Here is a 23,608-nt window from a genome sequence, read left to right on the forward strand (position 1 = left end):
GAGTAACGTCGCTCATGCGAAACCCTGCCCTGCAGGTGGCGCTCCGACTCGATCCCCCCGAAACAGCCGAGGTCGGGCCAGCGCTCGGGGTGAGCCAGGCAGGCCAGCTCGCCGAAAACATGACAGCGCCGGATTTCCAGCCGCCCATGGCCTTTTTCGACCGTTTCACAGAACCCGTGCGGGGTGCGCTCGGGCGTGTGCCTGCGGAAGGTCTCGAAGAAGTCCTTGATCGACTCCAGCAGCGTGGGCTGGTTGCCTTTGACCGCCAGGACATAGTCGGCCTTCTGTTTGCGAATCGCTTGCGCAATGCCGGGCTGGGCTCCCCTGGCATCGATCGTCACCACACAGCCCTCCAGGGCCAGGGTGGCCAGCACCTCAGGAAGGGCTGTCTTTTCATTGGACTTGGCCGCTGTGGCTTGCTGCCCCAGGATCGGTCCGGCGTCAGCCGCAAAGGCGCTGACCAGATGCAGCGCCGCCTCACCGGCCGTGGCCGTACGACGACTGGTTTTGCCATCCAGGGCCACCACCTGAGGCGAGAGCGCGGGCAACACCGCCTCGACCCAGCGCCGGAAGGCGGCCTCGAAGGCCTGCGGCTGGATCAGCGCGAAGAGCCGGGCGAAGGTGTCATGCGAAGGAATGCCGTTGGGCAACGCCAGGTAGCGACGAAACCAGGGCAGCTTCTCCTGAGCCCACGCCTGGATCGCTTCGAAGGTGTCGGCACCGACCAGAATGCCGCAGACGGCGATGGTCAGTGTTTCGACCAGGGAATGCTGAACCTCGTTGGTCTGCCGGGGATCGCCTGGGAGACGAATACGTCCGTGATGGAGGTTGCAGGCCGGGGCATTCGAGTGCTCCACAAATACCCAAGCTATATCGGCTTGCGCTTTCCTCTGCAAATGCGAGCCACTCGCTTCATGCGATTGCCCTGCACAAATAGGCGACCAGGTGAGATGCAAACGCTTGGTCGGCTCAATGTAATTGCCCAGCTACGCAAAGCCAGCTGGACCAAGGGGCCTGTCAGGCCCTTTTTATTTTCTCTCGAACGCCCAGCTCAACGGGCGCCTTGATGATCCTCTCTAACCAGGACCACCCTTTATACGGATCACCTCGACTATGCAGGGGGGTATAACGCCGCAACGAGTTCCAGTTGCGATGCCCCGATACGCTGGCCACCCGCGGAATATCCCAGTCCATCTCGAACAGCCTGCTGACCCCTTCATGACGAAGGTCGTGAAAGTGCAAGTCTTCGATCTGCAGGAACTTGCAGGCCCGAGTCCATGATGCGGAAATCGAGTCCCCGTTGTACGGGAATATCTCCGGGCAACTGCGCGGCATGCTCTGCAGGATCGTCCAGGCCTCGTCCGGCAGATGGCACCAGACGTCATTGCCGATCTTCTGCCCGGGGTTCTTCATGTCGCGGACCAGCACAGCCTGGCGGCGCTCGTCCAAGTCATCCCAACGAATCCGCGTGATCTCCTCCCGTCGGCGCGTGGAGAACAGCGCGAAGGCCAGCACCTTCGGCATGTTGATCGAGCTCGGCCGGCGCTGCTGCATCTCGAAGAAATGCTCGAGCAACTTATCGAGTTCGTCAGCAACTGGACGCCGGTCACGCTCGCTGCTGCGACCCACCATGCCCAGCTTGCGTAACACCGTGCGTGCGTCCCCCATGGCATGCGGATCGACTTCATACGCCCACGCCGGCTTCGCCACCGACAACACAGCGCCCAGGTGCGCCAGATCGTTGCTCACCGTCTGCGGTTTGATACCACCGCCAGCCGGCTCCATACGCCACTGCGCATACTCGACCAGCAGCTGACTGGTCAGGTCTTGGTCTACTACTTCGCCCAACCAGGTTTCCGCGATCGTTCGCAGCGTGGCCCGCTTGGTCTTGCCCAGCGGCCGGGTCTTTTCATACTCATCCAGGTAACGATCGATCATCTCCTTGATCGTGGCTCCCTTGCACCCCGCCCGCTCCAGCGCCCCCGGCACGGCCAGCTCGGTCTCCCGTCGCTTGATCCAGGCTTGGGCTGCCGCCTTCCGGTCGAAGGTTTGGTTTTCTTGATAGACTACTTTTCCCTCGCGCTTGATCCTGATCTGCGCGGTATACCCAGTGCCGCCACCCTTGCGTGGCCGCGCTGTAATCGTCCCCATCTCGGCCTCGGTGCTACAAGGATTTTTCGAGTGCTACAATGTAGCACCAAGCATCAAATAATGGGCAAAAACGGGCGAAAACGGCAGAAAATCAGACACCCAAAAATGCTAGATAAATCAAGCTCAAACCCAGCAACCACGCGCCCTGAGCCGTCCCGTCGCTTCTGCGTCGCGCCGATGATGGATTGGACCGATCGGCATTGCCGCTTTTTTCTCCGGCAGCTGTCGCGACATGCCCTGCTCTACACCGAGATGGTCACCACTGGCGCACTGCTGCATGGCGATGCCCGGCGCTTCTTGTGCCATGACCAGGCGGAGCATCCCTTGGCGCTGCAACTGGGCGGCAGCGTGCCCGCCGAGCTGGCAGCCTGTGCGAAGCTGGCCGAGCAGGCCGGCTACGACGAGGTCAACCTGAATGTCGGCTGCCCCAGCGACCGTGTGCAGAACAACCTGATCGGCGCCTGCCTGATGGGGCATCCGGCACTGGTGGCCGATTGCGTGAAGGCGATGCGCGATGTCGTGGCCATTCCGGTTACGGTCAAGCATCGTATCGGTATCGACGGCCGGGACTCCTATGACGAACTCTGCGAATTCGTCGGCCAGGTGCGCGAGGCTGGTTGTCGGAGCTTCGTCGTGCATGCCCGCATCGCCATCCTCGCCGGGCTGTCGCCCAAGGAGAACCGCGAGATTCCGCCGCTATGCTACGAGGTGGCTGCACAGCTCAAGCGGGACTTTCCCGATCTGGAGATCATCCTCAACGGGGGAATCAAGACCCTTGAGGAATGCCGCCAGCACCTGCAGACCTTCGACGGCGTGATGCTTGGTCGCGAGGCCTACCATAATCCGTACCTGCTCTCCCAGGTCGATCAGGAATTATTCGACGGCCTCGTCCCACCGATTGGCCGACGCGAGGCGCTGGAGCGCCTGCGGCCCTATATCGAGCGCCATTTGGCCGAAGGCGGTGCCCTGCATCATGTCACCCGCCATGTGCTGGGCCTGGGCCAAGGCTTTCCCGGAGCGCGCCGCTTCCGCCAGTTGCTGTCGGTGGACATTCATAAGGCCAGCGATCCCTTGGAGCTGCTCGATCGGGCGGCAGCCCTGCTCGAAGGGCGCTGAAGGCATGGGCAGGGAACATTGGGCCACGACAGGCATCGAAGTGCAGGCCGTTCGGCGGCACTCCTGCACACAGGCTCTCGACCTGCCCGTTGAGTGCGCCCCGGCGCTCGGGTAAGGTCAGGCAATCGTAAAAGGACAAAGCCCCATGACATCCAAGCTGGAGCAACTCAAGCAATACACCACGGTGGTCGCCGATACTGGAGATCTGGACGCCATTGTCCGCCTGAAGCCGGTCGATGCCACCACCAACCCCTCGCTGCTGCTCAAGGCCGCCGCCCTGCCCCGCTACGCTGAGCTGTTGGAGCATGCGATGGCAGGCTGTGCCGGCGACCTCGGGCTGGCCTGCGACCGGTTCGCCGTCGCCGTAGGCCAGGAGATTCTCAAGGTGATTCCCGGACGCATCTCCACCGAAGTGGACGCACGCCTGTCCTTCGACAGCCAGGCCAGCATACGCCGGGCTGAACGCCTGATCGAACTCTACGAGCAGGCCGGCGTTGCTCGCGAGCGCGTGCTGATCAAGATTGCTGCCACCTGGGAAGGCATCCGCGCGGCCGAACAACTGGAGAAGGCTGGCATCCAGACCAACCTGACCCTGCTGTTCGCCTTCGCCCAGGCCGCCGCCTGTGCCGATGCCGGGGTGTTCCTGATCTCTCCCTTCGTTGGGCGCATCTACGACTGGCACAAGAAGGCCGAGGGACGCGACTTCGGCGGAGCGGAAGACCCCGGTGTGCAGTCGGTCACGCGCATCTACAACTATTACAAGTCCAACGGCTATGGAACCGTAGTGATGGGGGCGAGCTTCCGTAATCTGGGGCAGATCGAGCAGCTGGCCGGCTGCGACCGCCTGACCATCAGCCCCGAACTGCTGCTGCAGCTGGCCGAAGAGCAAGGTCCGTTGGAGCGCAGGCTGGCCCCCGGCGCTACCGGGGAAGCCCGTCAGGTGCTGGATGAGCAGGCCTTCCGCTGGGCGCTCAACGAAGACGCGATGGCGACCGAAAAGCTAGCCGAGGGCATCCGTCTGTTCGCTCGCGATCAGCTCAAGCTGGAAGCACTGCTGGCCGAAAAGGTCTGAAACGCAAAACGGGGCGCTACCGGGTAGTCGCCTCGCCTGCACAGGAAGATCGCCGGTTACTGGCGCTCGAGGGCACTGACCAGATCATGGAAGGCTTCCCGATTGGACTCGTTCAATCCCATCAAAATACGGTGCGCTTCTAGCACCTTGGCCTTGACCACCTCCTCCGACTGATCCTGGGAAGGCAATTCGGAGAGACATTCCGGACAGGGAACGGGACGATCGACGATGTTGAACACTTGGTCGAAGCCCATCGACTGCAGCAGACGGGTGATGTCCGGATGGGTCGTCACCACCGTCGGCAACATGCCAACCTTCTGCCGAGAGAGGATCGAGAGCTTGGCCAGAAGCCCCAGCGTGGTGCTGTCGATGCCTTCTGTCTCGGTCAGGTCGATGACGATGGCGGAGAAATTGAGGGCCGCGAAAATTCGCTCGATAGTGTCATCCAGGGCCGAACACAAAGTCAGCCGGATTTCCCCGATGAACTTGAGGACGAAGGTGCCGCTTTGCTCGGCGAACTGGATTTTCCCGGTACTCATGCAAGGTTCCTGTTCAACACCAGCAAGGCGATATCATCCGGCATTTCGCCCAGCTGGGCCAATCCCAATATCTGGCGCAACCCATCCAAACTGCCACCTGCGGCCCTCACACGGTCCGGCAGGACGGCTTCCTTTTCTTTGAGCGTATCACCCGGCAAAAGATCCAGAACCCCGTCCGACACCAACGTCAGACTGAAGGATGCCGGCAGCTGCAACTCGTAATTCTCGTAGCTGGCGTCCTGAAACAGACCGACCGGCAGTCCGCGCCCCTTCAAATAGGTGGCCTCGCCGTTACTGTAGAACACAGGCAAGGGCAGATGCCCTCCCACGCAGTAGGTCAGCCGATCAGCGGTCAGATCGATCAAACCGCCGAGCATGGTCACATGCTTGCCCAGCTTGCAGTTGATCAGGCCACGGTTGATGTGACCGAGCACGTCGGAGGGCTTGAAGTCGGGGAAAGCGCCATTGCGCCGAAATTCGTAGAGCAAGCGCGTGGTCATGAACTTGAGCAGCACGGTGACGAATGCGGAGGAGGCACCATGACCGGAGACGTCGGCCAGATAAAAGCCCAGCCGGCGTTCATCGACCCGGAAGTAGTCGACGAAATCGCCGGAAAGATAGAGAGACGGGATGATCTTGTGGGCGAAGCACAGCCCATCCACTTCCCAGGGTGTTTCCGGCAGCATGTTCAGCTGCACCTGGCGCCCGGCATTCTGGTCTTCCTGCAACAGGCTCAGACTGGCCTGCAGCTCCCGGTTGGCCACCTCCAGCTTTTCCCGATAGCGACGGTTTTCCAGACGCAGACGCGCCCGATCCAGCGTCCGACGCACTGAATGCTCGAGCACGGCAAGATCTTCCAGCGGCTTGATTAGATAGTCGGCAGCACCGAGACGCAGGGCCTCGACCACATCGCTCATGACTCCCGCACCGGACATCACGATAACTGGGGTCTCGCTCTGCTGCTCGCCCATCCGGCGAATCAACTCCAGGCCGTCGATCTGCGGCATGCGCAGATCGCAGATGACCAGCTCGGGCTCCTCGTCCTCGAAAATCTCGAGTCCCTGCAGAGCATCACCGGCCTGCAGGACCTGGAAACCGCTATCCTCCAGGTAGGCCGCGAGACTGGCACGGACGACTTTGTCGTCATCGATTATCAGCAGCTTGGCACTGGAATTGTGCATGAGGCATCCGGGCAGACTGCGCCAGAGATTGGGTTCGCATATACACCCGCCCCCTGGCCAAAGCGCTAGTGGTGAGTTCGCTTCACGGCGCAGACGGTACTCCCATCCGCTCGGTGATTCAAGCGTACACTGGTAGCCATATTTGTCATCGCAGCAGAAATAACACGCTGCTATAAGGGCATGAATTACTCAAATTCAGCCGGCGAACGTGGTCGAGCTGTAGAAACAAAAATGCCAATCTCGAAAGACTGGCATTGAATGGGCACTTCGAGGAAAAGGCTTTAGAAATCGTCCTCCACCTTGCCATCCTGCACCTTAAATTCGCGATTCTGCAGGTAAGCATTGCGCATGAAAACATATTTGTCGCCGGTGATGAGCTTCTCCGCCGACAGCAAACTGGCACGCGTATCCACGATATTGAGACCGAGCATGATGTTGCGAGTCCGAATGTCGTCATCCATGTATGGGTAAGGTTTTGTATAGGCGTCCACGACCAGTCCGCCGGCATCACGCACTGTGCTTGGCCCGAAGAACGGCAAAACCACATAGGGACCACTCTGCACGCCCCAGGCCCCCAGGGTCTGACCGAAGTCCTCGTCGTTACGGTCAAGCCCCATCTTGGTGGCCACGTCGAAGAACCCCAGTACGCCCAGGGTGCTGTTGAGCAGCAGCCTGCTGCTATCGACCCCCGCATCAGGGAACTTGGCCTGCAGCAGATCGTTGGCCAAATTACCGACGTCACCGATGTTGCGATAGACGTTGTGCACGCCATCCTCGAAGAACTGCGGGGTAATCGCTTGATAACCCTTGGCAACTGGCTTCAAGAAATAGGTATCCAGGGTGTCGTTGAAACGGAATATCGCCCGGTTGACACCCTCCCAAGGGTCCTCCTCAGCAGCCGCTGCCACTACGGGCAACAGGGCCAGTCCAGCACAGACCAGCGTACGGCCCAATCGTTTGGTCCGGTCGGCGGCAATCACACGCATTGCAGGTACCTCCTCCGCGAAGAATTATTCAATAGTGGCCGAGTATATAGTCTGCTATGCATTCAGGCAGCAGCATAACCGCGGTTGCTGATAAAACCAAAGTCATAGTCGGTCACAAGCTTTTGCAATTGGGCTGGAGCTGGAGCCTCTCTGGTCATGGATATGTCACACACAGTCATTATCTTGGCTTCGCTGAAGCCAGCGCTACGCTTTTAGGCTTCCTGGCTGCCGGCAGGACATCGGCTCACGCAGGACCCGGCCTTGTGCCATCTCGGCCAGGATGAGGGGGAACGACTGCACCAATCAGAGACCCGCCGCTCCGACGAATCAGATCACGTCGGCAAAGACGGAAAAATCCGAAACCCTTCCCCCTTTGATCAGGATCAAGCAGGCACTCCCTGCCTGAACTATTCTTTTCCTTCAAGGAAATCTCATGAGTGGAGGTTGTCATGCCCGAAAATCTGCAGCGGCATTTGCAACAACTGCGCGATCAACTGGCGCAGAATCCGCCGATGAGCGCCGATGAGCGCGATAAACTGACCTCCTTGATCCAGGAAATCGAACTGCAGCTCGCCCGCGACGCAGGCGGTGCACCAGACGAAAACCTGGTGGATGGCATCAACCTGGCCGTGGAGCGCTTCGAGGCCGAGCATCCGACGCTCGCCGTGACCCTGCGCAACATCCTGCAAAGCCTGGCCAACATGGGCATCTGACCCACGCGCCGGTCACCAGAATACCCCATCGAGTATGCCTGATCATGCCCGGAAGTCTCATGCCTAATCTTTCAGCGCATGATTGTAACCATTGCAGCTAAAGCATAAGCTTTGTGTCATAACAAGCATAAGCTTCAGCAGTAGCAGCAAGGAAGGCTCCTCCCATGCAAGACGTAAATAGTAGCTCCCAAGGCGGACTGCCCGCCTCCTCGTACCCGCTGCGCCAATACTACTCGCGCATGCTAGCCTATATTGCCGCCGCCGCGAGTGTCGCTGCAGGCACCTATGTGCAATATTTCAGCTACGACATTCTCTGGCTAGTGCCCTATGCTCTGCTCTATCCCCCCCTCGCCCATCACCTCAGCCAGGGCTATCGTCTCGACTACCCGCAACAGACCAGCCAGGTCCTGCTGTTCGTCGATGCAATACATGTCGGGTTGGGTGCGGTGCTCCTGAGCTTCTCGATCGTGCCCAGCCTGATGTTCTTACTGACCCTCTGCTTCAGCGCACTAATGACGGGCGGCACACGCAATCTGGCACTCGCCGTGCTGGTAGCCCTGAGCACGGCGCTGCTGGCCAACATGTTGCTCGCGCCCTCCTATCGGGGCCCCACACCCGACTTGGTCGCCTTGGTGAGCGCCGCCTTCACCATGCTGTACGTCTGTATTACCGCCTGCTTCGTCTACCGACAGAGCCAGCGGCTTATCCAGATTCGCGGCGAGATCAAGCGGGAACAGGAAAGGTCTGCCCAGCTGGCCAGCAGCCTGGCCAAATACCTGTCGCCGCAAGTTTGGGAGTCGATCTTCACAGGCAGAAAGAGTGTGTGTCTGGAAACCCAACGCAAGAAGCTCACCGTGTTCTTCTCCGATATCAAGGGGTTCACTGAGCTGTCCGAGGAGCTTGAAGCCGAGGCCCTGACCGACCTGCTCAACAACTACCTGAATGAAATGTCGAAGATCGCCCTGAAATATGGCGGCACTATCGACAAATTCGTTGGCGATTCGGTGATGGTGTTCTTCGGCGATCCCACCACCGAGGGTTCGAAGAACGATGCAGTCGCCGCGGTCTCTATGGCCATTGCCATGCGCAAGCACATGAAGGTACTGCGCCAGCAATGGCGCGCTCAGGGCATCACCAAGCCGCTGGAAATCCGCATGGGCATTAACAGCGGCTATTGCACGGTCGGCAACTTCGGCGCCGACACGCGGATGGACTACACCATTATTGGTCGCGAGGTGAACCTCGCCAGCCGCCTGGAAAGCGCATCGGATGCCGGGGAGATCTTAATATCTCATGAGACCTATTCACTGGTGAAAGACGTGATCATGTGCCGCGACAAGGGCCAGATCACGGTCAAAGGCTTCAGCCGGCCGGTGCAGATCTATCAGATCGTGGACTTCCGCCGCGACCTTGGCGCCGTGTCCAGCTTCATCGAACACGAAATGCCGGGCTTCTCGATGTATCTGGACACCAACGATATCCAGAGTTTCGACAAGGAACGGGTCATCCTGGCTCTTCGCCAGGCCGCGGAAAAGCTCAGGGACAAGGTCACCGTCTAGGCACGAACTGCGGCAACACACGGACTAGCGGATCTTCCGCTGCCAAAACGGCCCGGGATGACCTCCGGATCAGATGGATCGAATCCGACTCAGAGCGCAACAACCCCCCGCAACACCCGCTTCCCCAACCAAGCCTTGCCAAAATAGAAGCATCAGGAGTGCCGGCCACTTCCCGCCAGTGGAGTAGCCCTGCCTCTCTATCCTCTCTATCCTCTCGAGCCCGTGAAGCGGGCCGGAGTCCTCGCAGCGAATCTAGTCGGCCAGGGCATCCGTCCAGAATCCCGCGCGTGCCTGCGGCCGGATGCACGGCTCACCATCCAACAGCACTTGGTGGGCCAGGAACTCGAGCGCCGAGGCGCGCCAGGACTGCCGGGCCGCCAACTCGGCACAGTGTGTGCGATTCAGCTCCAGCGCGGCCAGGCAGGCTTTGCCGAGATCCTCGTCGAGCACGCCGCTCACTCCCGCCACCACCACGTCCAGCGGACCCGGCACCGGAAATGCCGCCACCGGGGTGCCACAGGCCAACGCCTCCAGCATCACCAAACCATAGGTGTCTGTACGCGAGGGAAACACCAGCACGCTGGCCTCGACATAGGCCGCGGCGAGCTCCTGACCATGCCGATAGCCAAGAAAGCTCGCCTCCGGATAACGCGCCTCCAGTTCCGCGCGCTGCGGCCCGTCCCCGACCACTCGCTTCTCGCCCGGCAGGTCGAGTGTCAGGAAGGCCTCCAGGTTCTTCTCCAGCGCGATGCGCCCGACATAGAGAAAGACCGGCCGCTCCGGCCCGGGCCGCTCCGGCTGCGGAAAGAACAGTCGGGTATCCACACCCTTGCGCCAGATGACCAACCGCGGCAGGCGCCAGTGCCTGAACTCCTCGCGCAGGCGCACGGTGCTCACCAGCACCGCACGGCTCGGCCGGTGGAAGGCGCGCAGCAGAGCGTAGCCCAAACTGAGCGGCAACCACGGCCAGCGGGTATGGACATACTCCGGGAAGCGGGTGTGAATTGCAGTGGAAAACGCCATTCCGCGCTTCATCAGCCAGTGTCGGGCGGCCCAGCCCAGGGGGCCCTCGGTGGCCAGGTGCACGCAATCCGGACGAAACTCACGGATTGCCGGCCCCACCCGCCAGAGCTCCCAGACCAGCGGAATTTCCGGATAGGTCGGGCAGGGCCGAGAGCGGAAGTCGCCGGGCGACAGCACCCGAACCTGGTGGCCCAGCTCGCGCAACTCGCCGATCAGGGACTGTAGACTGGTGACTACGCCGTTGACCTGCGGCAGCCAGGCATCGCTGACAATCAGAATTCTCATGCCGCCGTCTCAATGGCGCTCGCCAGTCCCGCTCCTCCCTGCCGCATCTGGGGTGCCTGCTCCTCGGCCAGGCGATAGAGCTCGATGGTGCCGTCCCCGTGCTCGATCAGCGCCGTGCAGGACTCCACCCAGTCGCCGCAGTTGAGGTACTCCACCTCGCCCAGGCGACGGATTTCCGCATGATGGATGTGCCCGCAGACTACGCCGTTGAAGCCACGGCGCTGGCACTCATGGGCGATGGCCTCCTCAAAGTCGCTGATAAAGTTCACCGCTGTCTTTACTTTGTACTTGAGGCAGGCCGACAGCGACCAGTAGCCGTAGCCCCAGCGCTCGCGCCAGTGGTTGAGCCAGCGGTTGAGGGTCAGGGTGACGCCGTAGGCAGAGTCGCCAAGGAAGGCCAGCCATCTGTGGCAGCGGGTGACCACGTCGAACTGGTCGCCATGGATTACCAGCAGCCGCCGGCCATCGGCAGTGATGTGCTCTGCCTCGTCGACCAGGTGGATGTTGCCCAGCATCAGCGCGGAATAACGGCGCAGGAACTCGTCATGGTTGCCGGTGACGTAGATCACCTTGGTGCCGCGCTTGCTCATGGTCAGCAGGCGACGGATGACATTGGTATGCGCCTGTGGCCAGTAGATGCCGCTGCGCAACCGCCAGCCATCGATGATATCACCGACCAGATAGAGTGTATCGGCGTGATAGCGCTTGAGAAAACTCGCCAGATGCTCGGCCTTGCAGTCGCGCGTACCGAGATGGACATCGGAAATCCAGAGCGTACGGACGGATTGCTTGTCGGTCGGCTTAAAGAATTGGGCACTGCTCATGGGCGATCTCCGGCAGGGTTTAACCGATCTTCCGCGCCTGGGATGAAGGCGCAGTGACGGTGCCGGGTCGATTCAGTGACAGCGCGCCAAGCGCCGCAGCGGAACTCAGGGACGGTCGCTATGGCCGAGATTGCGTCCCGGATCGATCCGGTCGCGCACACGCTGCTTAAGCACCTTGGCCTCGGGAAAGCCACCGTCGGCCTTGCGCTCCCAGATCTGCACGCCATCGCATGTAATGCGGAATACCCCGCCGCGGCCCGGCTCCAGGCTGACTCTAGCGAGATCCTCGCCGAAAGTGCTGAGCAGCTCCTGGGCCAGCCAGGCGGCACGCAGCAGCCACTGACACTGGGTGCAGTAGGTGATGAGGATTTCCGGCTTGGCCGTATTCATGGCGCCCCCAGGAAGCTGTGACAGGCTAGCTACCATGATAGTGCTGCGCATGGGCATCTGCCCCTGCCGGCAAACCGAGCTGGAATGCCGAAGCCAGGGCGCGACGCTTCAGGGCTTCTCCAGGTTGGCGAGGATCCGCGCATGCACCTGCTGGCAGAGACGCAGCTCCTCCGGGTCGATGCCCGCAAAGAGCTCCTGACGCAACTCGGAGGAAATCGCCTCGATCCTCTCGATCAGCGGCACTGCCACCGGGTTCAGCACAATCCGCTTGGCCCGCCGATCCTCCGCCACTGCCTGACGGCTGACCAGCCCTTGCGCCTCCAGGGTATCCAGCAGCCGGGCCAGGGTCGGCCCCTCAACCGCCACGCTCTTGGCCAGTTCGCGCTGGGTAGGCCACTTCCCGACACGGGCCTCGAAGCGGGCCAGATGCAGCAGCACCAGCCAGCGCGCCTGTGACAAGCCCATTCCGGACAACCGACGATCCAGCTCGGCACGCCAGGCACGTGACAACTGAGCAAGTTGCATCGCAAAGCGATGCTGATTCAAGTAGGACATGGGAAAAGCTCGCACGGGTACTTGGACTAATTATTAGTAAGCTAACCGTAACTGCAAGCCAAATAATATGCCACGCGACTTTTAGTCAAAAGATGTAAAAGCAGTTCTGGTGCAATGCGTCGATCAGGAATCGAGCTCGACCTGTAGGGCCGCGCGTACGCATTGCAGCACCCCCTGCGGAACCCGTCCACCGAACTGCTCGGCCAACGCCGCGACCGGCGGCAGTTCGTCGTCGTCGTCGAGGAAAGCATCGTGGATTTCACCGAGCAGTTCCTCGGGCAGGTCAAGCGCCTGTTCGAGGGTGAGCTGGCGCCGGCCGATGGCCTCGGCCAACAGGCCATAGACGTTCTTTTCCGTACAATCCAGCTGGCGGGCGATCTGCGTCGGCGTCATGCCGGCACGAGCCAGGCTGACCAGCTCGTGGCGCAGATCGGTCACCGGCTTCAGCAACTCGCTGGCCTTGTTGAGTACCTCAAGGAAGGCCTCGCCATAGCGCTCCAGCTTGCGCGCACCGACGCCGCTGACCCGCGCCATCTCGGACAGCGAACGCGGCCGACTGCGCAGCATTTCCAGCAGCGTAGCATCGGGGAAGATCACATAGGGCGGCACCGAATGCTCTTCCGCCAGTCTGCGGCGCAGCGTGCGCAGCGCCTCCCACTGCTCGCGCTCGTCATGACGAACCAGTTGGCTGGCGGCGCTGGCCGTCGGCCGCGGTGTCTGCGGCTTGAGATCGCGGCGCAGCTCCAGGCTCACCTCACCGCGCAGCAACGCCCGGCAGCCCTGGTTCAGGCGCAGGCCGCCATAGCCGTCCAGATCCACGTCGGCCAGACCGCGGGCGACCAACTGACGGAACAGCGTGCGCCACTCCCCTTCGCTGTGCGCCTTGCCGACACCGAACACCGACAGGTGCTGATGCCCCAGGCTGCGCACCTTGTCATTGTCGCGACCAAGCAGGATGTCCACCAGATGACCAACGCCATAGCGCTGGCCGCTGCGGTAGATGGTCGACAGCGCCTGCCGGGCAGCCTCGGTGGCGTCCCAGGTCTGCACGCCGTCGACGCAGTTGTCGCAGTGGCCGCAGGGCTCGGCCAGCTCCTCGTCGAAATAGGCCAGCAGCGCCTGACGGCGGCAACGGGTCTCCTCGCACAGCGCCAGCATGGCGTCGAGCTTGTGCTGTTCGATCCGCTTGTGCCGCTCGTCGCCCTCAGAGCCGTTGAGCATCTGCTTGAGCAGCAGCACGTCCTGCAGGCCGTAGGCCATCCAGGCATCCGCCGGCAGGCCGTCGCGTCCGGCACGGCCGGTTTCCTGATAATAGGCTTCCAGCGACTTGGGCAGGTCGAGATGGGCGACGAAGCGCACGTTGGGCTTGTCGATGCCCATGCCGAAGGCGATGGTCGCCACCATGATCAGCCCCTCCTCGTTGAGGAAGCGCCTCTGGTGGCAGGTGCGCAGCTCGTTCGACAGTCCGGCGTGGTAGGGCAGCGCCGGAAAACCCTGCTCGGCGAGAAAGGTGGCGGTTTCCTCAACCTTCTTCCGCGACAGGCAGTAGACGATCCCGGCGTCGCCACGGCGCTCGGCGAGAAAGCCGAGCAGCTGCTTGCGCGGCTGATCCTTGGCGACAATGCGGTAGAAGATGTTCGGCCGGTCGAAACTGGAGAGAAAGCGCTCGGCGTTTTCCAGGTGCAGGCGCAGGACGATTTCCTCGCGGGTGCGCTTGTCCGCCGTTGCGGTCAGGGCAATGCGCGGCACCTGTGGGAACAGTTCGGCGAGCTGGCCCAGCTGCAGGTATTCGGGCCGAAAGTCGTGCCCCCACTGGGACACGCAGTGCGCCTCGTCGATGGCGAACAGGCCGATAGGCAGGCGCTGCAGAAAGGCCAGCATGCGCGGCTGCACCAGACGCTCCGGGGCCAGATAGAGCAGTTTGATCTCACCCAGACGGATCCGCTCGGCGATCTCGCGCTGCTCGTCGGTGCTCAGCGTGGAGTTCAGCGCCACCGCCGGCACGCCCAGCTCGTCAAGGGTGGCAACCTGATCCTCCATCAGCGCGATCAGCGGCGAAACCACCACCGCCAGTCCTTCACGCAGCAATCCCGGGACCTGGTAGCAGAGCGACTTGCCACCGCCGGTCGGCATCAGCACCAGGGCGTCGCCGCCTCGGGCGACGCGCTCGATGATTGCCGCCTGGTTGCCACGAAACGAGTCGTAACCGAAGACGTCCTTGAGAATGCGCAGAGCCTGTTCGAGCATGGACACTCCAAACGGAGCAACGAGGCCGGGTGGGCCTGTCGGGTTGAATCGACCGCACGGCTCCGAGCGGGGCCGCCATGAAACGGCGCATTATACGTGAGTGCCCGGCTACCGGCTCCCGCTCCGGTAGCTGCCGAACGCGTCCCGTGCGACCGGCCACGAAAAAAACCGCGCTGCTGCACGCCGCCGGGCGTTATCCGGGCTAAAATCCAGCCTCCCCAACCTTCAAGGTAGTCGTGCCATGTCCTTTGCCGAGCAATTGTCCCGCCTGCAAGCCTTTCTCGACGCCGACGATCTGCATGAAGAGGCGCTGGACTACATCGCCACTCACGGCTACCTGACGGCTTTGTCGATTAGCCCGGAACCCGTGCCCGAGCACGAATGGATCGACTCCTTGTTCGCCGAGCCGCCGCACTATCGCAGCGACCTCGAACGGGAGGAAATCGAGGCCACGCTGCTCCAGCTCAAGGCGCATATCGGCCGCCAACTGGCCGGCGATGAGGATCCCGAGCTGCCCTGCGAGCTTGATCTGGGCGACAACCCCGACGACTCCGACCTGCGCGGCTGGTGCATCGGCTTCATGGAGGGGGTCTTCCTGCGCGAGGAGGCCTGGTTCGAGGAGTCCGAGGAGGAAGTCAGCGAGCTGCTGCTGCCGATCATGATCGCCTCCGGCCTGTTCGAAGACCAGCCGGACTTCGCGGAAATCGCCCACGACCGCAAGCTGGTGGATGAGATGATCCAGCAGATTCCGGACCTGCTCACCACACTGTTCCTGCTCTGCCACGCGCCCGAGGAAAAACCCGCGCTGCTCAAACCGCGTCCTCACTGAGGGGGGCGAGATGACGCGGACCGTCCGCGAAAGCCGCTCCCGCCTGGTGCGCCATGTCCTGCAGGCGGTCGGCCTGCTCAGCCTGGCGCTGGGGGTGATCGGCATCTTTCTGCCGCTGCTGCCGACCACCCCCTTCCTGCTGCTGGCAGCGGCCTGCTTCATGCGCAGCTCACGGCGCTTCTATCTCTGGCTGGTCGGCCATCCCTACCTGGGCCCCTGGATCCGCGACTACCTGGATGGCAGGGGTATTCCCCTCAAGGTCAAGGTCTACGCTGTCGGCCTGATGTGGGCGAGCATCCTGCTGTCCTGCTATCTGATTCCGCTGGCCCCTGCCCGCCTCCTCATGCTGGCCAGCGCCGCGCTGGTCACGGTTTACATCCTCAGGCAGAAAACCCGGCCGGTGTGGACCGGCTAACCTATCCTACTGGGCCGCCGCCGTGGTTGCGCCGGTAGACCGCCTCTCCCATCGCCGCGATTTGTCCCTCGATTAGCGCCTCGAAGGGACGCAGCATGGCATCGAAGCGACCAGGCCCCTCGAGGATGTTCAGGGCGCACACGATCGCCTCGACGGTCGACAGCGCCCCGGCCATGGGCGCCTTGCGCAGCCGGTAGCGCGACGCCAGCCCCTCCGGCAGGGCGACTCGCGGCAAGGCTGCCAGCTGCGGATTGACATGGAGGATCCTGCAGGCCTTGCGCCAGGTGCCATCCGGAACGATCAGCTGGAGGGGCCGCCCGTCCTGTGCCAGCTCGGCCAGCGGCATGGCCCCCCCGCCGGGAAACAGCAGGCAGCTGCGGTAGGGGCAGTGCTTCAGCTCTGCCGCCAGCGCAGGGAATGTCTCGCCCACCCGCAGCTCGCCATTGCCCAATGCCAATGCAGCCAGGCGTGCGGTGTTCAGGGCATGGGACACCTCTGCGGGATGCTGCAGGATCAGCACCCGAGTGCGGCTGGACAACATGGGAATGAATGCGCACAAGCAGTGGCTCAGCGGACGCGCACAACGGGGACAACAGGAACGCGGCATAGACTCTCCTCTGCGGAGCAGTCTGCCACAGCCCGGGCGGGACGGAAACGGGGCAAGGCGCCCGCGGGCGCCCTGCCAGAGCAGCGATCAGCGGCGGCGTGCACGCTCCTCGGCCAGACGACGGCGCTCGTCGCTTTCCAAGGGAATGGGCTGAAGGCACCCGGCGGCATCCAGACCGAACAGGGTAGCGAGATCGGCGAGCAAACGATTGAGCCAAGCGTTCATGACCAGTCCTCCGGTTACGACCAAGTGGGGCATTCGGGCAGCGATTGCAGGGGCAATCTGTGCCATCCTTCTTTTCAGGATAGCCCCAGTTTTCACATCAAGGTCTGATCCGAATCAAAAAGGCATGGCGGCGAATCGCACGGCTCCGCCCCCGAGCGCAGCGGAAAATAGTCCCCACCGCGCCCCGCCGGCCCTTACTGGATCAGTTCCTGCTCACTGAACAGTCCCTCGAACAGCATGCTCGACAGGTAACGTTCGCCGGAGTCCGGCAGGATCACCACGATGGTCTTGCCCTGCAGCGATGGCTCGCGCTCAGCCAGACGCACCGCAGCGGCCATGGCCGCGCCGCTGGAAATCCCGCAGAGGATGCCCTCCTCGCGCATCAGGCGCAGGGCCATGACCTTGGCCTCATCGTCGGTGACCTGCTCGACCCGATCGACCAACGCCAGATCCAGATTCTTCGGCACGAAACCGGCGCCGATGCCCTGGATCTTGTGCGGCGCGGGCTTGACCTCCTCGCCGGCCAGGGTCTGGCTGATCACCGGAGAGCCGGCCGGCTCAACGGCCACCGAGAGCAGCGGCTTGCCGCAGGTCTGCTTGATGTAGCGGGACACGCCGCTGATGGTGCCGCCGGTACCGACCCCGGCGACCAGCACATCCACCGCGCCGTCGGTGTCGTTCCAGATTTCCGGACCGGTGGTCTTCTCGTGGATATCCGGGTTGGCCGGGTTGTCGAACTGCTGCGGCATGAAGTACAGCGAGGGGTTCGAGGCGGCGATTTCGGTCGCCTCTTCGATGGCGCCCTTCATGCCTCTGGTCGGCTCGGTGAGCACCAGCTCGGCGCCCAGGGCCTTGAGCACCTTGCGCCGCTCCAGACTCATCGACGCCGGCATGGTGAGGATCAGCTTGTAGCCGCGTGCTGCGGCGACGAAGGCCAGGCCGATGCCGGTATTGCCCGAGGTCGGCTCGACCAGGGTCATGCCGGGCTTCAGGCGTCCGCTGGCCTCGGCGTCCCAGACCAGATTGGCGCCGATCCGGCACTTGACCGAATAGGACGGATTGCGTCCCTCGATCTTGGCCAGGATGGTCACGCCCTGGGGAGCCAGGCGGTTGATCTTGACCAGCGGCGTATTGCCGATGGACTGTGCGTTGTCGGCATAGATGCGGCTCATGGCGCGTTCCTTGTTGATGTATGCCCTGAAGATGCGCAAGCCTAAGCCGCTGTGGAAACGCCGTCCAGATCCCGTCGTTCCCGCTCCGACGCATACACGTTATAGTCGGATCAAGATCCAAAAGGTCCAAGGAAAAAAGGCCGACGCATACCGGCGCCACCATGCGAGGATTCATGATGAAGTTCCAGGGCACCTCCACCTATGTGGCCAGCGACAGCCTCAAGCTCGCCGTCAACGCCGCCATCACCCTGCAGCGCCCGCTGCTGGTCAAGGGCGAGCCCGGCACTGGCAAGACCCTGCTCGCCGAACAGCTGGCGGACTCCCTCGGCACCCGGTTGATCGCCTGGCACATCAAGTCCACTACCAAGGCCCAGCAGGGCCTCTACGAGTACGACGCGGTGAGCCGCCTGCGCGACTCGCAGCTGGGCGTGGACAAGGTCCACGACGTGCGCAATTACATCCGCAAAGGCAAGCTGTGGGAAGCCTTCGAGGCCGGGGAACGGGTGGTCCTGCTGATCGACGAGATCGACAAGGCCGACATCGAGTTCCCCAACGACCTGCTGCAGGAACTCGACCGCATGGAGTTCTTCGTCTACGAGACCGGCGAAACCGTCAAGGCCCGCCAGCGGCCGATCGTGGTCATTACCTCGAACAACGAGAAGGAACTGCCCGACGCCTTCCTGCGCCGCTGCTTTTTCCACTACATCGCCTTTCCCGACCGCGAAACGCTGCAGAAGATCGTCGACGTGCATTTTCCCGGCATCAAGGGAGAGCTGGTGGCCGAGGCGCTCGACCTGTTCTTCGACGTGCGCGAGATCCCCGGGCTGAAGAAGAAGCCCTCGACCTCCGAGCTGGTCGACTGGCTGAAGTTGCTGCTGGCTGACGACATCGACCTCTCGGTGCTGCGCGAACGCGACCCGACCCGGGCCATCCCGCCGCTGGCCGGCGCCCTGGTGAAGAACGAGCAGGACGTGCAGCTGCTGGAACGCCTGGCCTTCATGACCCGCCGCGCCAACCGCTAGGATGGAAAACCCGCAGCGCGGTTTGCCGCCCGGAATCCCCATGGGAGCCTGCTCATGCTGCTCAACCTGTTCAACGAAATGCGCGCGGCCCGGGTGCCGGTTTCGCTGCGCGAGCTGCTCGACCTGATCGAGGCGCTCGAGCAGCGGCTGGTGTTTGCCGACATGGACGCCTTCTACTTCCTCGCCCGCACTATCCTGGTCAAGGACGAACGGCATTTCGACAAGTTCGACCGGGCCTTCACCGCCTACTTCCAGGGGCTGGAAAACCTCGACGCCCTGCTCGAGGCGCTGATTCCCGAGGAATGGCTGCGCAAGGAATTCGAGCGCCTGCTGACCGACGAGGAGAAGGCGCAGATCCGCTCCCTCGGCGGCCTCGACCAACTGCTTGAGACGTTCAAACAGCGCCTCGAAGAGCAGAAGGAACGGCATGCCGGCGGCAACAAGTGGATCGGCACCGGCGGCACCAGCCCGTTCGGCTCGGGCGGCTACCACCCCGAGGGCATCCGCGTCGGCGATGCCGGAGCGCGCCAGGGCAAGGCGCTCAAGGTCTGGGACAGGCGCGACTACCGCAACCTCGACGACCAGGTCGAGCTGGGCACGCGCAACCTCAAGATGGCGCTGCGCCGCCTGCGCAGCTTCGCCCGCGAAGGCGCGGCCGAAGAACTCGATCTTGACGCCACCATCACCCACACCGCGCGGGACGCCGGCCTGCTCAACATCCAGCTGCGCCCGGAACGGCACAACAAGGTGAAGTTGCTCCTGCTGCTGGATATCGGCGGCTCGATGGATCCTCATGTAAAGGTCTGCGAGGAGCTGTTCTCGGCCTGCCGCAGCGAGTTCAAGCACCTGGAGCACTACTACTTCCACAACTTCATCTACGAGAGCCTGTGGAAGGACAATCGCCGGCGCCACTCCGAGCGCATCGCGACCCATGACCTGCTGCACAAGTACGGCCCGGACTACAAGGTGGTGTTCGTCGGCGACGCGTCCATGTCGCCCTACGAAATCCTCCAGCCCGGAGGTAGCGTCGAGCACTGGAACGAGGAAGCCGGTCTGGTGTGGATGCAGCGTTTCATGGAAACCTACCGCAAGCTCATCTGGATCAATCCGGCCCCCGAACATGCGTGGAACTATGGCACTTCGACGCAGATCGTCCGTGAACTGGTGGGTCAGCGCATGTACCCGCTGACCCTGAGCGGCCTGGAAGAGGGTATGCGCTTTCTGGCCAAGTGAATCCGACCAGCCGACCGCGGGGGAAGGCGGCTGCTCAGGCTGGCGCGGCCTCTCCGTAGGCGATGCACTCGCCCAGCCGCCAGAGGGTCCACTCACCCGGCCGGTGGGCGATCCAGGTTTCGTTGGCAGTCAGGGGCTCGGTGGCCAGCACCGTTACCACATCGTTCGGGGTCGTCACTGCCTGGAAATCCACGGTCAGGTCGGCGTCTTTCAGCCGCGCCGGGCCGAAAGGGGCACGGCGGGTGATCTGCGCCAGCTTGGTACTGCAGAAGCTGAACAGCCATTCGCCATTGCCCAGCAGGCAGTTGAATACGCCCTTGCCGCGGTATTCGTTACAGGCCTCCACCAGGATCGGCAGCAGCTGCTGCTCCGCAACGGGCTCGGGAAAGACCTGCCGCACCCGGTTGAGCAAGTCACAGAAGGCCCGTTCGCTGTCGGTGTCCCCCACCGGCCGATAGAACCCCGCAGGCGGCTGGAAATCCACCAGCTGGCCGTTGTGGGCGAAGCACCAGTTGCGTCCCCAGAGTTCACGCACGAAGGGATGGGTGTTGGCCAGACAGGTTCGCCCGACATTGGCGTGGCGGATATGACCGATGACCAGCTCGCTCTTGATCGGATAGCGCTGCACCAGTCGAGCCACCTCGGAGTCGGCGCTCGCCGTCGGGTCCTGGAACAGCCGCACGCCGCGACCCTCGTAAAAGGCGATACCCCAGCCGTCGCGGTGCGGGCCGGTGCGCCCGCCACGCTGCATCAGGCCGGTGAAGCTGAATACGATGTCGGTCGGGACGTTGGCACTCATGCCGAGCAGTTCGCACATCGCTGAGCCCCTCGCAGACGGCCAGGGCCGGTTTCAGAGACGCGATCCGGCACGCAACCCCTGCCGCCCCGAACGCTCGCCGACTTCGCCGCTGGCCATCAGTTCGCGCAGGGTCGGCTCGTGCTCGGCGACCGCGGGCGACTCGTTGGCAACACCGCGGCGGCGCCAGAGCAGCCAGCGCAGCGCTGCCAGCAGCAGGTACAAGGCCACGGCGATCATCCCGTAGAGCGCCAGATCGGCCACCGCGCGCCAGGCGTTGTTGCCGACGCCGAACAGCAGGTCGAGGGCGGTGATAGCGATGGCCGGGGCGAATAGCTCTCTGCCCGGATCGACGATGGTCGGGGTCAGCAGCAGCACCGCCACCACCACACGCAGCGGCTCGCGCAACCAGCGCCACATCCAGCGGGTCAGCCGGAACCAGACCAGCAGGCAGCCAAGCGCGGCGATGCCATAGGCGGCCCAGACAAGCAGATAGTCGTTCTCGATCATGGCGGTGTGAGACTGGCTGAAGGATGCTTATGATAACGACATTTCCCCGCCGCGGCGCCACTGCCGGAAGTCGCGCCGTCGGACGCCAGTCGCCGCCAGGAGCAGCCATGCCGCAAGCCCCCATCGCCCGTATCGAGAACCACCCCGCCGATCCCTACCGCTGGCTGGAGCAGCGCGGCGACCCGCAGGTGCTCGCCTACCTGGAGGCGGAAAACGCCTATCTGGAGGCCCAGCTCGAGGATGTCGGCACGCTGCGCGAAACCCTGTTCCAGGAGATCAAGGGCCGCATCCGCGAAACCGATTTGTCCCTGCCGATTCCCTGGGGCCCCTGGCTCTACTACCAGCGCACCCGCGCCGGTGACGAATACCCGCGCCACTACCGCTGCCCGCGCCCGGCGGACGGCTCGCTGCAGACCGACGACAGCCGCGAGGAGCTGCTGCTCGATCCCAACGCCCTGGCCGACGGCGGCTACCTGTCGCTCGGCGCCTTCGAGATCAGCCCCGACCACAGGCGCCTGGCCTACAGCCTGGACACCAGCGGCGACGAGATCTACCGGCTGTTCGTCAAGGAGCTGGATAGCGGCGAGCTCCACGAGCTGCCCTTCGAGGACTGCGACGGCAGCATGACCTGGGCCAACGACAGCCGGACGCTGTTCTTCGCCGAGCTGGACGACACCCAGCGGCCGCACAAGCTCTACCGTTACCGGCTCGGCACCGACGAGGCCGAACTGGTATTCAACGAGCCGGACGGGCGCTTCTTCATCCACTGCTACCGCGCCAGCTCGGAACGCCAACTGATCCTCCTGAGCAACAGCAAGACCACCGGCGAGGCCTGGGTGCTGGACGCCGAGCACCCACAGGAGGCCTTCGTCTGCCTGGCGCCACGCCAGGAGGGCCACGAGTACTACCCCGACCACGGGCGCATCGACGGCGACTGGGGCTGGCTGATCCGCAGCAACCAGGACGGCATCAATTTCGCCGTCTACCAGGCGCGCGAGGCCAGCCCCGGCCGCGAGCACTGGCGGCCGCGGATCGGCCACGACGAGGCGCGGATGATCGAGGACCTCGGCCTGAATGCCGGCGGCTTTGTCCTCAGCCTGCGCGAGCAGGGCCTGCCGATCGTCGAAGTGCACCCGGCCGAGGCCACGCCCTATCGCGTCGAGTTGCCGGACGCCGCCTACAGCCTGGACGTGCAGGACAGCCTGGAGTTCGACAGCCCGGTGATCCGCCTGCGCTACGAGGCGCTCAACCGCCCGGCGCAGATCCGCCAGTTGGGCCTGGCCGACGGCGCCCAGCAGGTGCTCAAGGAAACCCCGGTGGAAGGTCCGTTCAATGCCGACGACTACCTCAGCCTGCGGCTCTGGGCCGAGGCGGCCGATGGCGCGCGCATCCCGGTCAGCCTGGTCGCCCGCCGCGACGTCCTCCAGAACGAGGGGGGAAAACGCCCCGCCCCGCTCTACCTGTACGGCTACGGCGCCTACGGCGAAAATCTCGACCCCTGGTTCTCCCATGCCCGGCTGAGCCTGCTGGAGCGCGGCTTTATCTTCGCCATCGCCCATGTGCGCGGCGGCGGCGAGCTGGGCGAGGCCTGGTATCGCGCCGGCAAGCTTGCCCACAAGGAGAACACCTTCGGCGATTTCATCGCCGTCGCCGAACAGTTGATCGCCCAGGGCTTCACCCGCGCCGACCGGCTGATGATCAGCGGCGGCAGTGCCGGCGGCCTGCTGATCGGCACCGTGCTCAACCGGCGTCCCGAGCTGTTCGCCGCAGCAATCGCCGAGGTGCCCTTCGTCGATGTGCTGAACACCATGCACAACCCCGATCTGCCGCTGACTGTCACTGAATATGACGAGTGGGGCGACCCGCGCGATCCCGAGGTCCATGCGCAGATCAAGGCCTACGCCCCCTATGAGAACGTGCGCGCCCAGGCCTACCCGGCGATCCTTGCGGTGGCCGGCTACCACGACAGCCGGGTGCAGTACTGGGAGGCGGCGAAATGGGTGGCCCGGCTGCGCGCCAGCCGGACCGACGACAACCTGCTGCTGCTGAAGACCGAGTTCAGTGCTGGCCATGGCGGCATGAGTGGACGCTACCAGGCGCTGAAGGACGTGGCGCTGGAATATGCCTTCCTGCTCAAGGTACTCGGCCGGACCTGAGC

Annotated in this window: 23 protein-coding genes and 1 pseudogene; 9 read left to right on the top strand and 15 right to left on the bottom strand. The window is 63.3% G+C overall.

Annotated elements, in window-relative coordinates:
* Both ACYVD0_RS12425 and ACYVD0_RS12430 read right to left on the bottom strand, forming a co-directional pair.
* Window positions 1-844, bottom strand: a pseudogene (locus ACYVD0_RS12425) (ISAs1 family transposase); the annotation flags it as partial.
* A 173-nt stretch (window positions 845-1,017) separates the two neighbouring features.
* Entirely contained in the window at window positions 1,018-2,151 is a 1,134-nt protein-coding gene (locus ACYVD0_RS12430) for a tyrosine-type recombinase/integrase (protein WP_460427092.1), read from the bottom strand.
* A gap of 105 nt (window positions 2,152-2,256) precedes the next feature.
* Between ACYVD0_RS12430 and dusA the strand changes: the two genes are divergently transcribed.
* Together dusA and tal are read left to right on the top strand one after the other, a co-directional pair.
* Complete coding sequence (dusA, locus tag ACYVD0_RS12435) at window positions 2,257-3,267, top strand: tRNA dihydrouridine(20/20a) synthase DusA (RefSeq protein WP_460427093.1); 1,011 nt, start codon at window positions 2,257-2,259, stop codon at window positions 3,265-3,267.
* 145 nt (window positions 3,268-3,412) lie between these two features.
* Entirely contained in the window at window positions 3,413-4,339 is a 927-nt protein-coding gene (gene tal / locus ACYVD0_RS12440; protein ID WP_460427094.1) for a transaldolase, read from the top strand.
* A 56-nt stretch (window positions 4,340-4,395) separates the two neighbouring features.
* On the opposite strand, the gene rssC is transcribed toward tal, so the two are convergent.
* The 3 genes from rssC to ACYVD0_RS12455 all read right to left on the bottom strand — a co-directional run bounded on the left by rssC (window position 4,396) and on the right by ACYVD0_RS12455 (window position 7,045).
* A complete protein-coding gene (gene rssC, locus ACYVD0_RS12445; protein ID WP_460427095.1) occupies window positions 4,396-4,878 on the bottom strand; it encodes an STAS domain-containing protein in 483 nt (160 codons plus the stop codon).
* Entirely contained in the window at window positions 4,875-6,059 is a 1,185-nt protein-coding gene (gene rssB / locus ACYVD0_RS12450) for a two-component system response regulator RssB (protein ID WP_460427096.1), read from the bottom strand. Before rssB ends, rssC begins: the two co-directional genes overlap by 4 nt.
* Window positions 6,060-6,340: 281 nt before the next feature.
* Entirely contained in the window at window positions 6,341-7,045 is a 705-nt protein-coding gene (locus ACYVD0_RS12455) for an MlaA family lipoprotein (RefSeq protein WP_460427097.1), read from the bottom strand.
* Between the two features lie 449 nt (window positions 7,046-7,494).
* Between ACYVD0_RS12455 and ACYVD0_RS12460 the strand changes: the two genes are divergently transcribed.
* Together ACYVD0_RS12460 and ACYVD0_RS12465 are read left to right on the top strand one after the other, a co-directional pair.
* Window positions 7,495-7,758, top strand: coding sequence for a DUF4404 family protein (locus ACYVD0_RS12460; protein ID WP_460427098.1), 264 nt, complete (start codon window positions 7,495-7,497; stop codon window positions 7,756-7,758).
* Window positions 7,759-7,922: 164 nt separating this feature from the next.
* On the top strand, window positions 7,923-9,317 hold the full coding sequence (locus ACYVD0_RS12465; RefSeq protein ID WP_460427099.1) for an adenylate/guanylate cyclase domain-containing protein: 1,395 nt from the start codon (window positions 7,923-7,925) through the stop codon (window positions 9,315-9,317).
* Between the two features lie 252 nt (window positions 9,318-9,569).
* Here ACYVD0_RS12465 and ACYVD0_RS12470 read toward each other — a convergent pair whose 3' ends face one another.
* From ACYVD0_RS12470 to recQ, 5 genes are all read right to left on the bottom strand, one after another.
* Window positions 9,570-10,625 carry a glycosyltransferase family 4 protein gene (locus ACYVD0_RS12470; RefSeq protein ID WP_460427100.1) on the bottom strand — a complete coding sequence of 352 codons (1,056 nt, stop codon included), beginning with the start codon at window positions 10,623-10,625 and terminating at the stop codon, window positions 9,570-9,572.
* Entirely contained in the window at window positions 10,622-11,449 is an 828-nt protein-coding gene (locus ACYVD0_RS12475; RefSeq protein ID WP_460427101.1) for a UDP-2,3-diacylglucosamine diphosphatase, read from the bottom strand. Before ACYVD0_RS12475 ends, ACYVD0_RS12470 begins: the two co-directional genes overlap by 4 nt.
* A gap of 105 nt (window positions 11,450-11,554) precedes the next feature.
* Complete coding sequence (locus ACYVD0_RS12480) at window positions 11,555-11,839, bottom strand: Rdx family protein (RefSeq protein ID WP_460427102.1); 285 nt, start codon at window positions 11,837-11,839, stop codon at window positions 11,555-11,557.
* Window positions 11,840-11,947: 108 nt separating this feature from the next.
* Window positions 11,948-12,394: a MarR family transcriptional regulator gene (locus tag ACYVD0_RS12485; protein WP_460427103.1), complete on the bottom strand. Its 447-nt coding sequence runs from the start codon at window positions 12,392-12,394 to the stop codon at window positions 11,948-11,950.
* 123 nt (window positions 12,395-12,517) lie between these two features.
* Window positions 12,518-14,641 carry a RecQ family ATP-dependent DNA helicase gene (gene recQ, locus ACYVD0_RS12490; protein WP_460427104.1) on the bottom strand — a complete coding sequence of 708 codons (2,124 nt, stop codon included), beginning with the start codon at window positions 14,639-14,641 and terminating at the stop codon, window positions 12,518-12,520.
* A gap of 241 nt (window positions 14,642-14,882) precedes the next feature.
* Between recQ and ACYVD0_RS12495 the strand changes: the two genes are divergently transcribed.
* Together ACYVD0_RS12495 and ACYVD0_RS12500 are read left to right on the top strand one after the other, a co-directional pair.
* Window positions 14,883-15,470: a YecA/YgfB family protein gene (locus ACYVD0_RS12495; protein WP_460427105.1), complete on the top strand. Its 588-nt coding sequence runs from the start codon at window positions 14,883-14,885 to the stop codon at window positions 15,468-15,470.
* Window positions 15,471-15,480: 10 nt separating this feature from the next.
* The gene (locus tag ACYVD0_RS12500) at window positions 15,481-15,885 is read left to right on the top strand and encodes a YbaN family protein (protein WP_460427106.1); all 405 of its coding nucleotides are present in this window, start codon (window positions 15,481-15,483) and stop codon (window positions 15,883-15,885) included.
* 1 nt (window position 15,886) lies between these two features.
* On the opposite strand, the gene ACYVD0_RS12505 is transcribed toward ACYVD0_RS12500, so the two are convergent.
* The 3 genes from ACYVD0_RS12505 to cysK all read right to left on the bottom strand — a co-directional run bounded on the left by ACYVD0_RS12505 (window position 15,887) and on the right by cysK (window position 17,889).
* Complete coding sequence (locus tag ACYVD0_RS12505) at window positions 15,887-16,492, bottom strand: tRNA-uridine aminocarboxypropyltransferase (RefSeq protein WP_460427107.1); 606 nt, start codon at window positions 16,490-16,492, stop codon at window positions 15,887-15,889.
* A gap of 87 nt (window positions 16,493-16,579) precedes the next feature.
* Window positions 16,580-16,717 (bottom strand): PA1414 family protein, encoded by a 138-nt coding sequence (locus tag ACYVD0_RS12510; protein ID WP_460427108.1) that lies wholly within the window; start codon window positions 16,715-16,717, stop codon window positions 16,580-16,582.
* A gap of 194 nt (window positions 16,718-16,911) precedes the next feature.
* Complete coding sequence (cysK, locus tag ACYVD0_RS12515; RefSeq protein WP_460427109.1) at window positions 16,912-17,889, bottom strand: PLP-dependent cysteine synthase family protein; 978 nt, start codon at window positions 17,887-17,889, stop codon at window positions 16,912-16,914.
* Window positions 17,890-18,065: 176 nt separating this feature from the next.
* On the opposite strand from cysK, the gene ACYVD0_RS12520 reads away from it, so the two are divergent.
* The gene (locus ACYVD0_RS12520) at window positions 18,066-18,911 is read left to right on the top strand and encodes an AAA family ATPase (RefSeq protein ID WP_460427159.1); all 846 of its coding nucleotides are present in this window, start codon (window positions 18,066-18,068) and stop codon (window positions 18,909-18,911) included.
* Window positions 18,912-18,965: 54 nt separating this feature from the next.
* Window positions 18,966-20,144 carry a vWA domain-containing protein gene (locus ACYVD0_RS12525; RefSeq protein ID WP_460427110.1) on the top strand — a complete coding sequence of 393 codons (1,179 nt, stop codon included), beginning with the start codon at window positions 18,966-18,968 and terminating at the stop codon, window positions 20,142-20,144.
* 34 nt (window positions 20,145-20,178) lie between these two features.
* Here the strand turns inward: ACYVD0_RS12525 and ACYVD0_RS12530 are convergent, their stop codons facing one another.
* Together ACYVD0_RS12530 and ACYVD0_RS12535 are read right to left on the bottom strand one after the other, a co-directional pair.
* Window positions 20,179-20,961 (bottom strand): class II glutamine amidotransferase, encoded by a 783-nt coding sequence (locus tag ACYVD0_RS12530; protein WP_460427111.1) that lies wholly within the window; start codon window positions 20,959-20,961, stop codon window positions 20,179-20,181.
* A 33-nt stretch (window positions 20,962-20,994) separates the two neighbouring features.
* Window positions 20,995-21,450: a hypothetical protein gene (locus ACYVD0_RS12535; RefSeq protein ID WP_460427112.1), complete on the bottom strand. Its 456-nt coding sequence runs from the start codon at window positions 21,448-21,450 to the stop codon at window positions 20,995-20,997.
* A gap of 107 nt (window positions 21,451-21,557) precedes the next feature.
* Between ACYVD0_RS12535 and ACYVD0_RS12540 the strand changes: the two genes are divergently transcribed.
* Window positions 21,558-23,606: a S9 family peptidase gene (locus ACYVD0_RS12540; protein WP_460427113.1), complete on the top strand. Its 2,049-nt coding sequence runs from the start codon at window positions 21,558-21,560 to the stop codon at window positions 23,604-23,606.
* Window positions 23,607-23,608 lie beyond the last annotated feature (2 nt).

The organism is Azotobacter armeniacus, assembly GCF_054779355.1.

Excerpts from the sequence above, each read along its gene's own strand:
- ACYVD0_RS12430 (WP_460427092.1), bottom strand. The coding sequence starts at position 2,151 with ATGGGGACGATTACAGCGCGGCCACGCAAGGGTGGCGGCACTGGGTAT.
- dusA (WP_460427093.1), top strand. The coding sequence starts at position 2,257 with ATGCTAGATAAATCAAGCTCAAACCCAGCAACCACGCGCCCTGAGCCG.
- tal (WP_460427094.1), top strand. The coding sequence starts at position 3,413 with ATGACATCCAAGCTGGAGCAACTCAAGCAATACACCACGGTGGTCGCC.
- rssC (WP_460427095.1), bottom strand. The coding sequence starts at position 4,878 with ATGAGTACCGGGAAAATCCAGTTCGCCGAGCAAAGCGGCACCTTCGTC.
- rssB (WP_460427096.1), bottom strand. The coding sequence starts at position 6,059 with ATGCACAATTCCAGTGCCAAGCTGCTGATAATCGATGACGACAAAGTC.
- ACYVD0_RS12455 (WP_460427097.1), bottom strand. The coding sequence starts at position 7,045 with ATGCGTGTGATTGCCGCCGACCGGACCAAACGATTGGGCCGTACGCTG.
- ACYVD0_RS12460 (WP_460427098.1), top strand. The coding sequence starts at position 7,495 with ATGCCCGAAAATCTGCAGCGGCATTTGCAACAACTGCGCGATCAACTG.
- ACYVD0_RS12465 (WP_460427099.1), top strand. The coding sequence starts at position 7,923 with ATGCAAGACGTAAATAGTAGCTCCCAAGGCGGACTGCCCGCCTCCTCG.
- ACYVD0_RS12470 (WP_460427100.1), bottom strand. The coding sequence starts at position 10,625 with ATGAGAATTCTGATTGTCAGCGATGCCTGGCTGCCGCAGGTCAACGGC.
- ACYVD0_RS12475 (WP_460427101.1), bottom strand. The coding sequence starts at position 11,449 with ATGAGCAGTGCCCAATTCTTTAAGCCGACCGACAAGCAATCCGTCCGT.
- ACYVD0_RS12480 (WP_460427102.1), bottom strand. The coding sequence starts at position 11,839 with ATGAATACGGCCAAGCCGGAAATCCTCATCACCTACTGCACCCAGTGT.
- ACYVD0_RS12485 (WP_460427103.1), bottom strand. The coding sequence starts at position 12,394 with ATGTCCTACTTGAATCAGCATCGCTTTGCGATGCAACTTGCTCAGTTG.
- recQ (WP_460427104.1), bottom strand. The coding sequence starts at position 14,641 with ATGCTCGAACAGGCTCTGCGCATTCTCAAGGACGTCTTCGGTTACGAC.
- ACYVD0_RS12495 (WP_460427105.1), top strand. The coding sequence starts at position 14,883 with ATGTCCTTTGCCGAGCAATTGTCCCGCCTGCAAGCCTTTCTCGACGCC.
- ACYVD0_RS12500 (WP_460427106.1), top strand. The coding sequence starts at position 15,481 with ATGACGCGGACCGTCCGCGAAAGCCGCTCCCGCCTGGTGCGCCATGTC.
- ACYVD0_RS12505 (WP_460427107.1), bottom strand. The coding sequence starts at position 16,492 with ATGCCGCGTTCCTGTTGTCCCCGTTGTGCGCGTCCGCTGAGCCACTGC.
- ACYVD0_RS12510 (WP_460427108.1), bottom strand. The coding sequence starts at position 16,717 with ATGAACGCTTGGCTCAATCGTTTGCTCGCCGATCTCGCTACCCTGTTC.
- cysK (WP_460427109.1), bottom strand. The coding sequence starts at position 17,889 with ATGAGCCGCATCTATGCCGACAACGCACAGTCCATCGGCAATACGCCG.
- ACYVD0_RS12520 (WP_460427159.1), top strand. The coding sequence starts at position 18,066 with ATGAAGTTCCAGGGCACCTCCACCTATGTGGCCAGCGACAGCCTCAAG.
- ACYVD0_RS12525 (WP_460427110.1), top strand. The coding sequence starts at position 18,966 with ATGCTGCTCAACCTGTTCAACGAAATGCGCGCGGCCCGGGTGCCGGTT.
- ACYVD0_RS12530 (WP_460427111.1), bottom strand. The coding sequence starts at position 20,961 with ATGTGCGAACTGCTCGGCATGAGTGCCAACGTCCCGACCGACATCGTA.
- ACYVD0_RS12535 (WP_460427112.1), bottom strand. The coding sequence starts at position 21,450 with ATGATCGAGAACGACTATCTGCTTGTCTGGGCCGCCTATGGCATCGCC.
- ACYVD0_RS12540 (WP_460427113.1), top strand. The coding sequence starts at position 21,558 with ATGCCGCAAGCCCCCATCGCCCGTATCGAGAACCACCCCGCCGATCCC.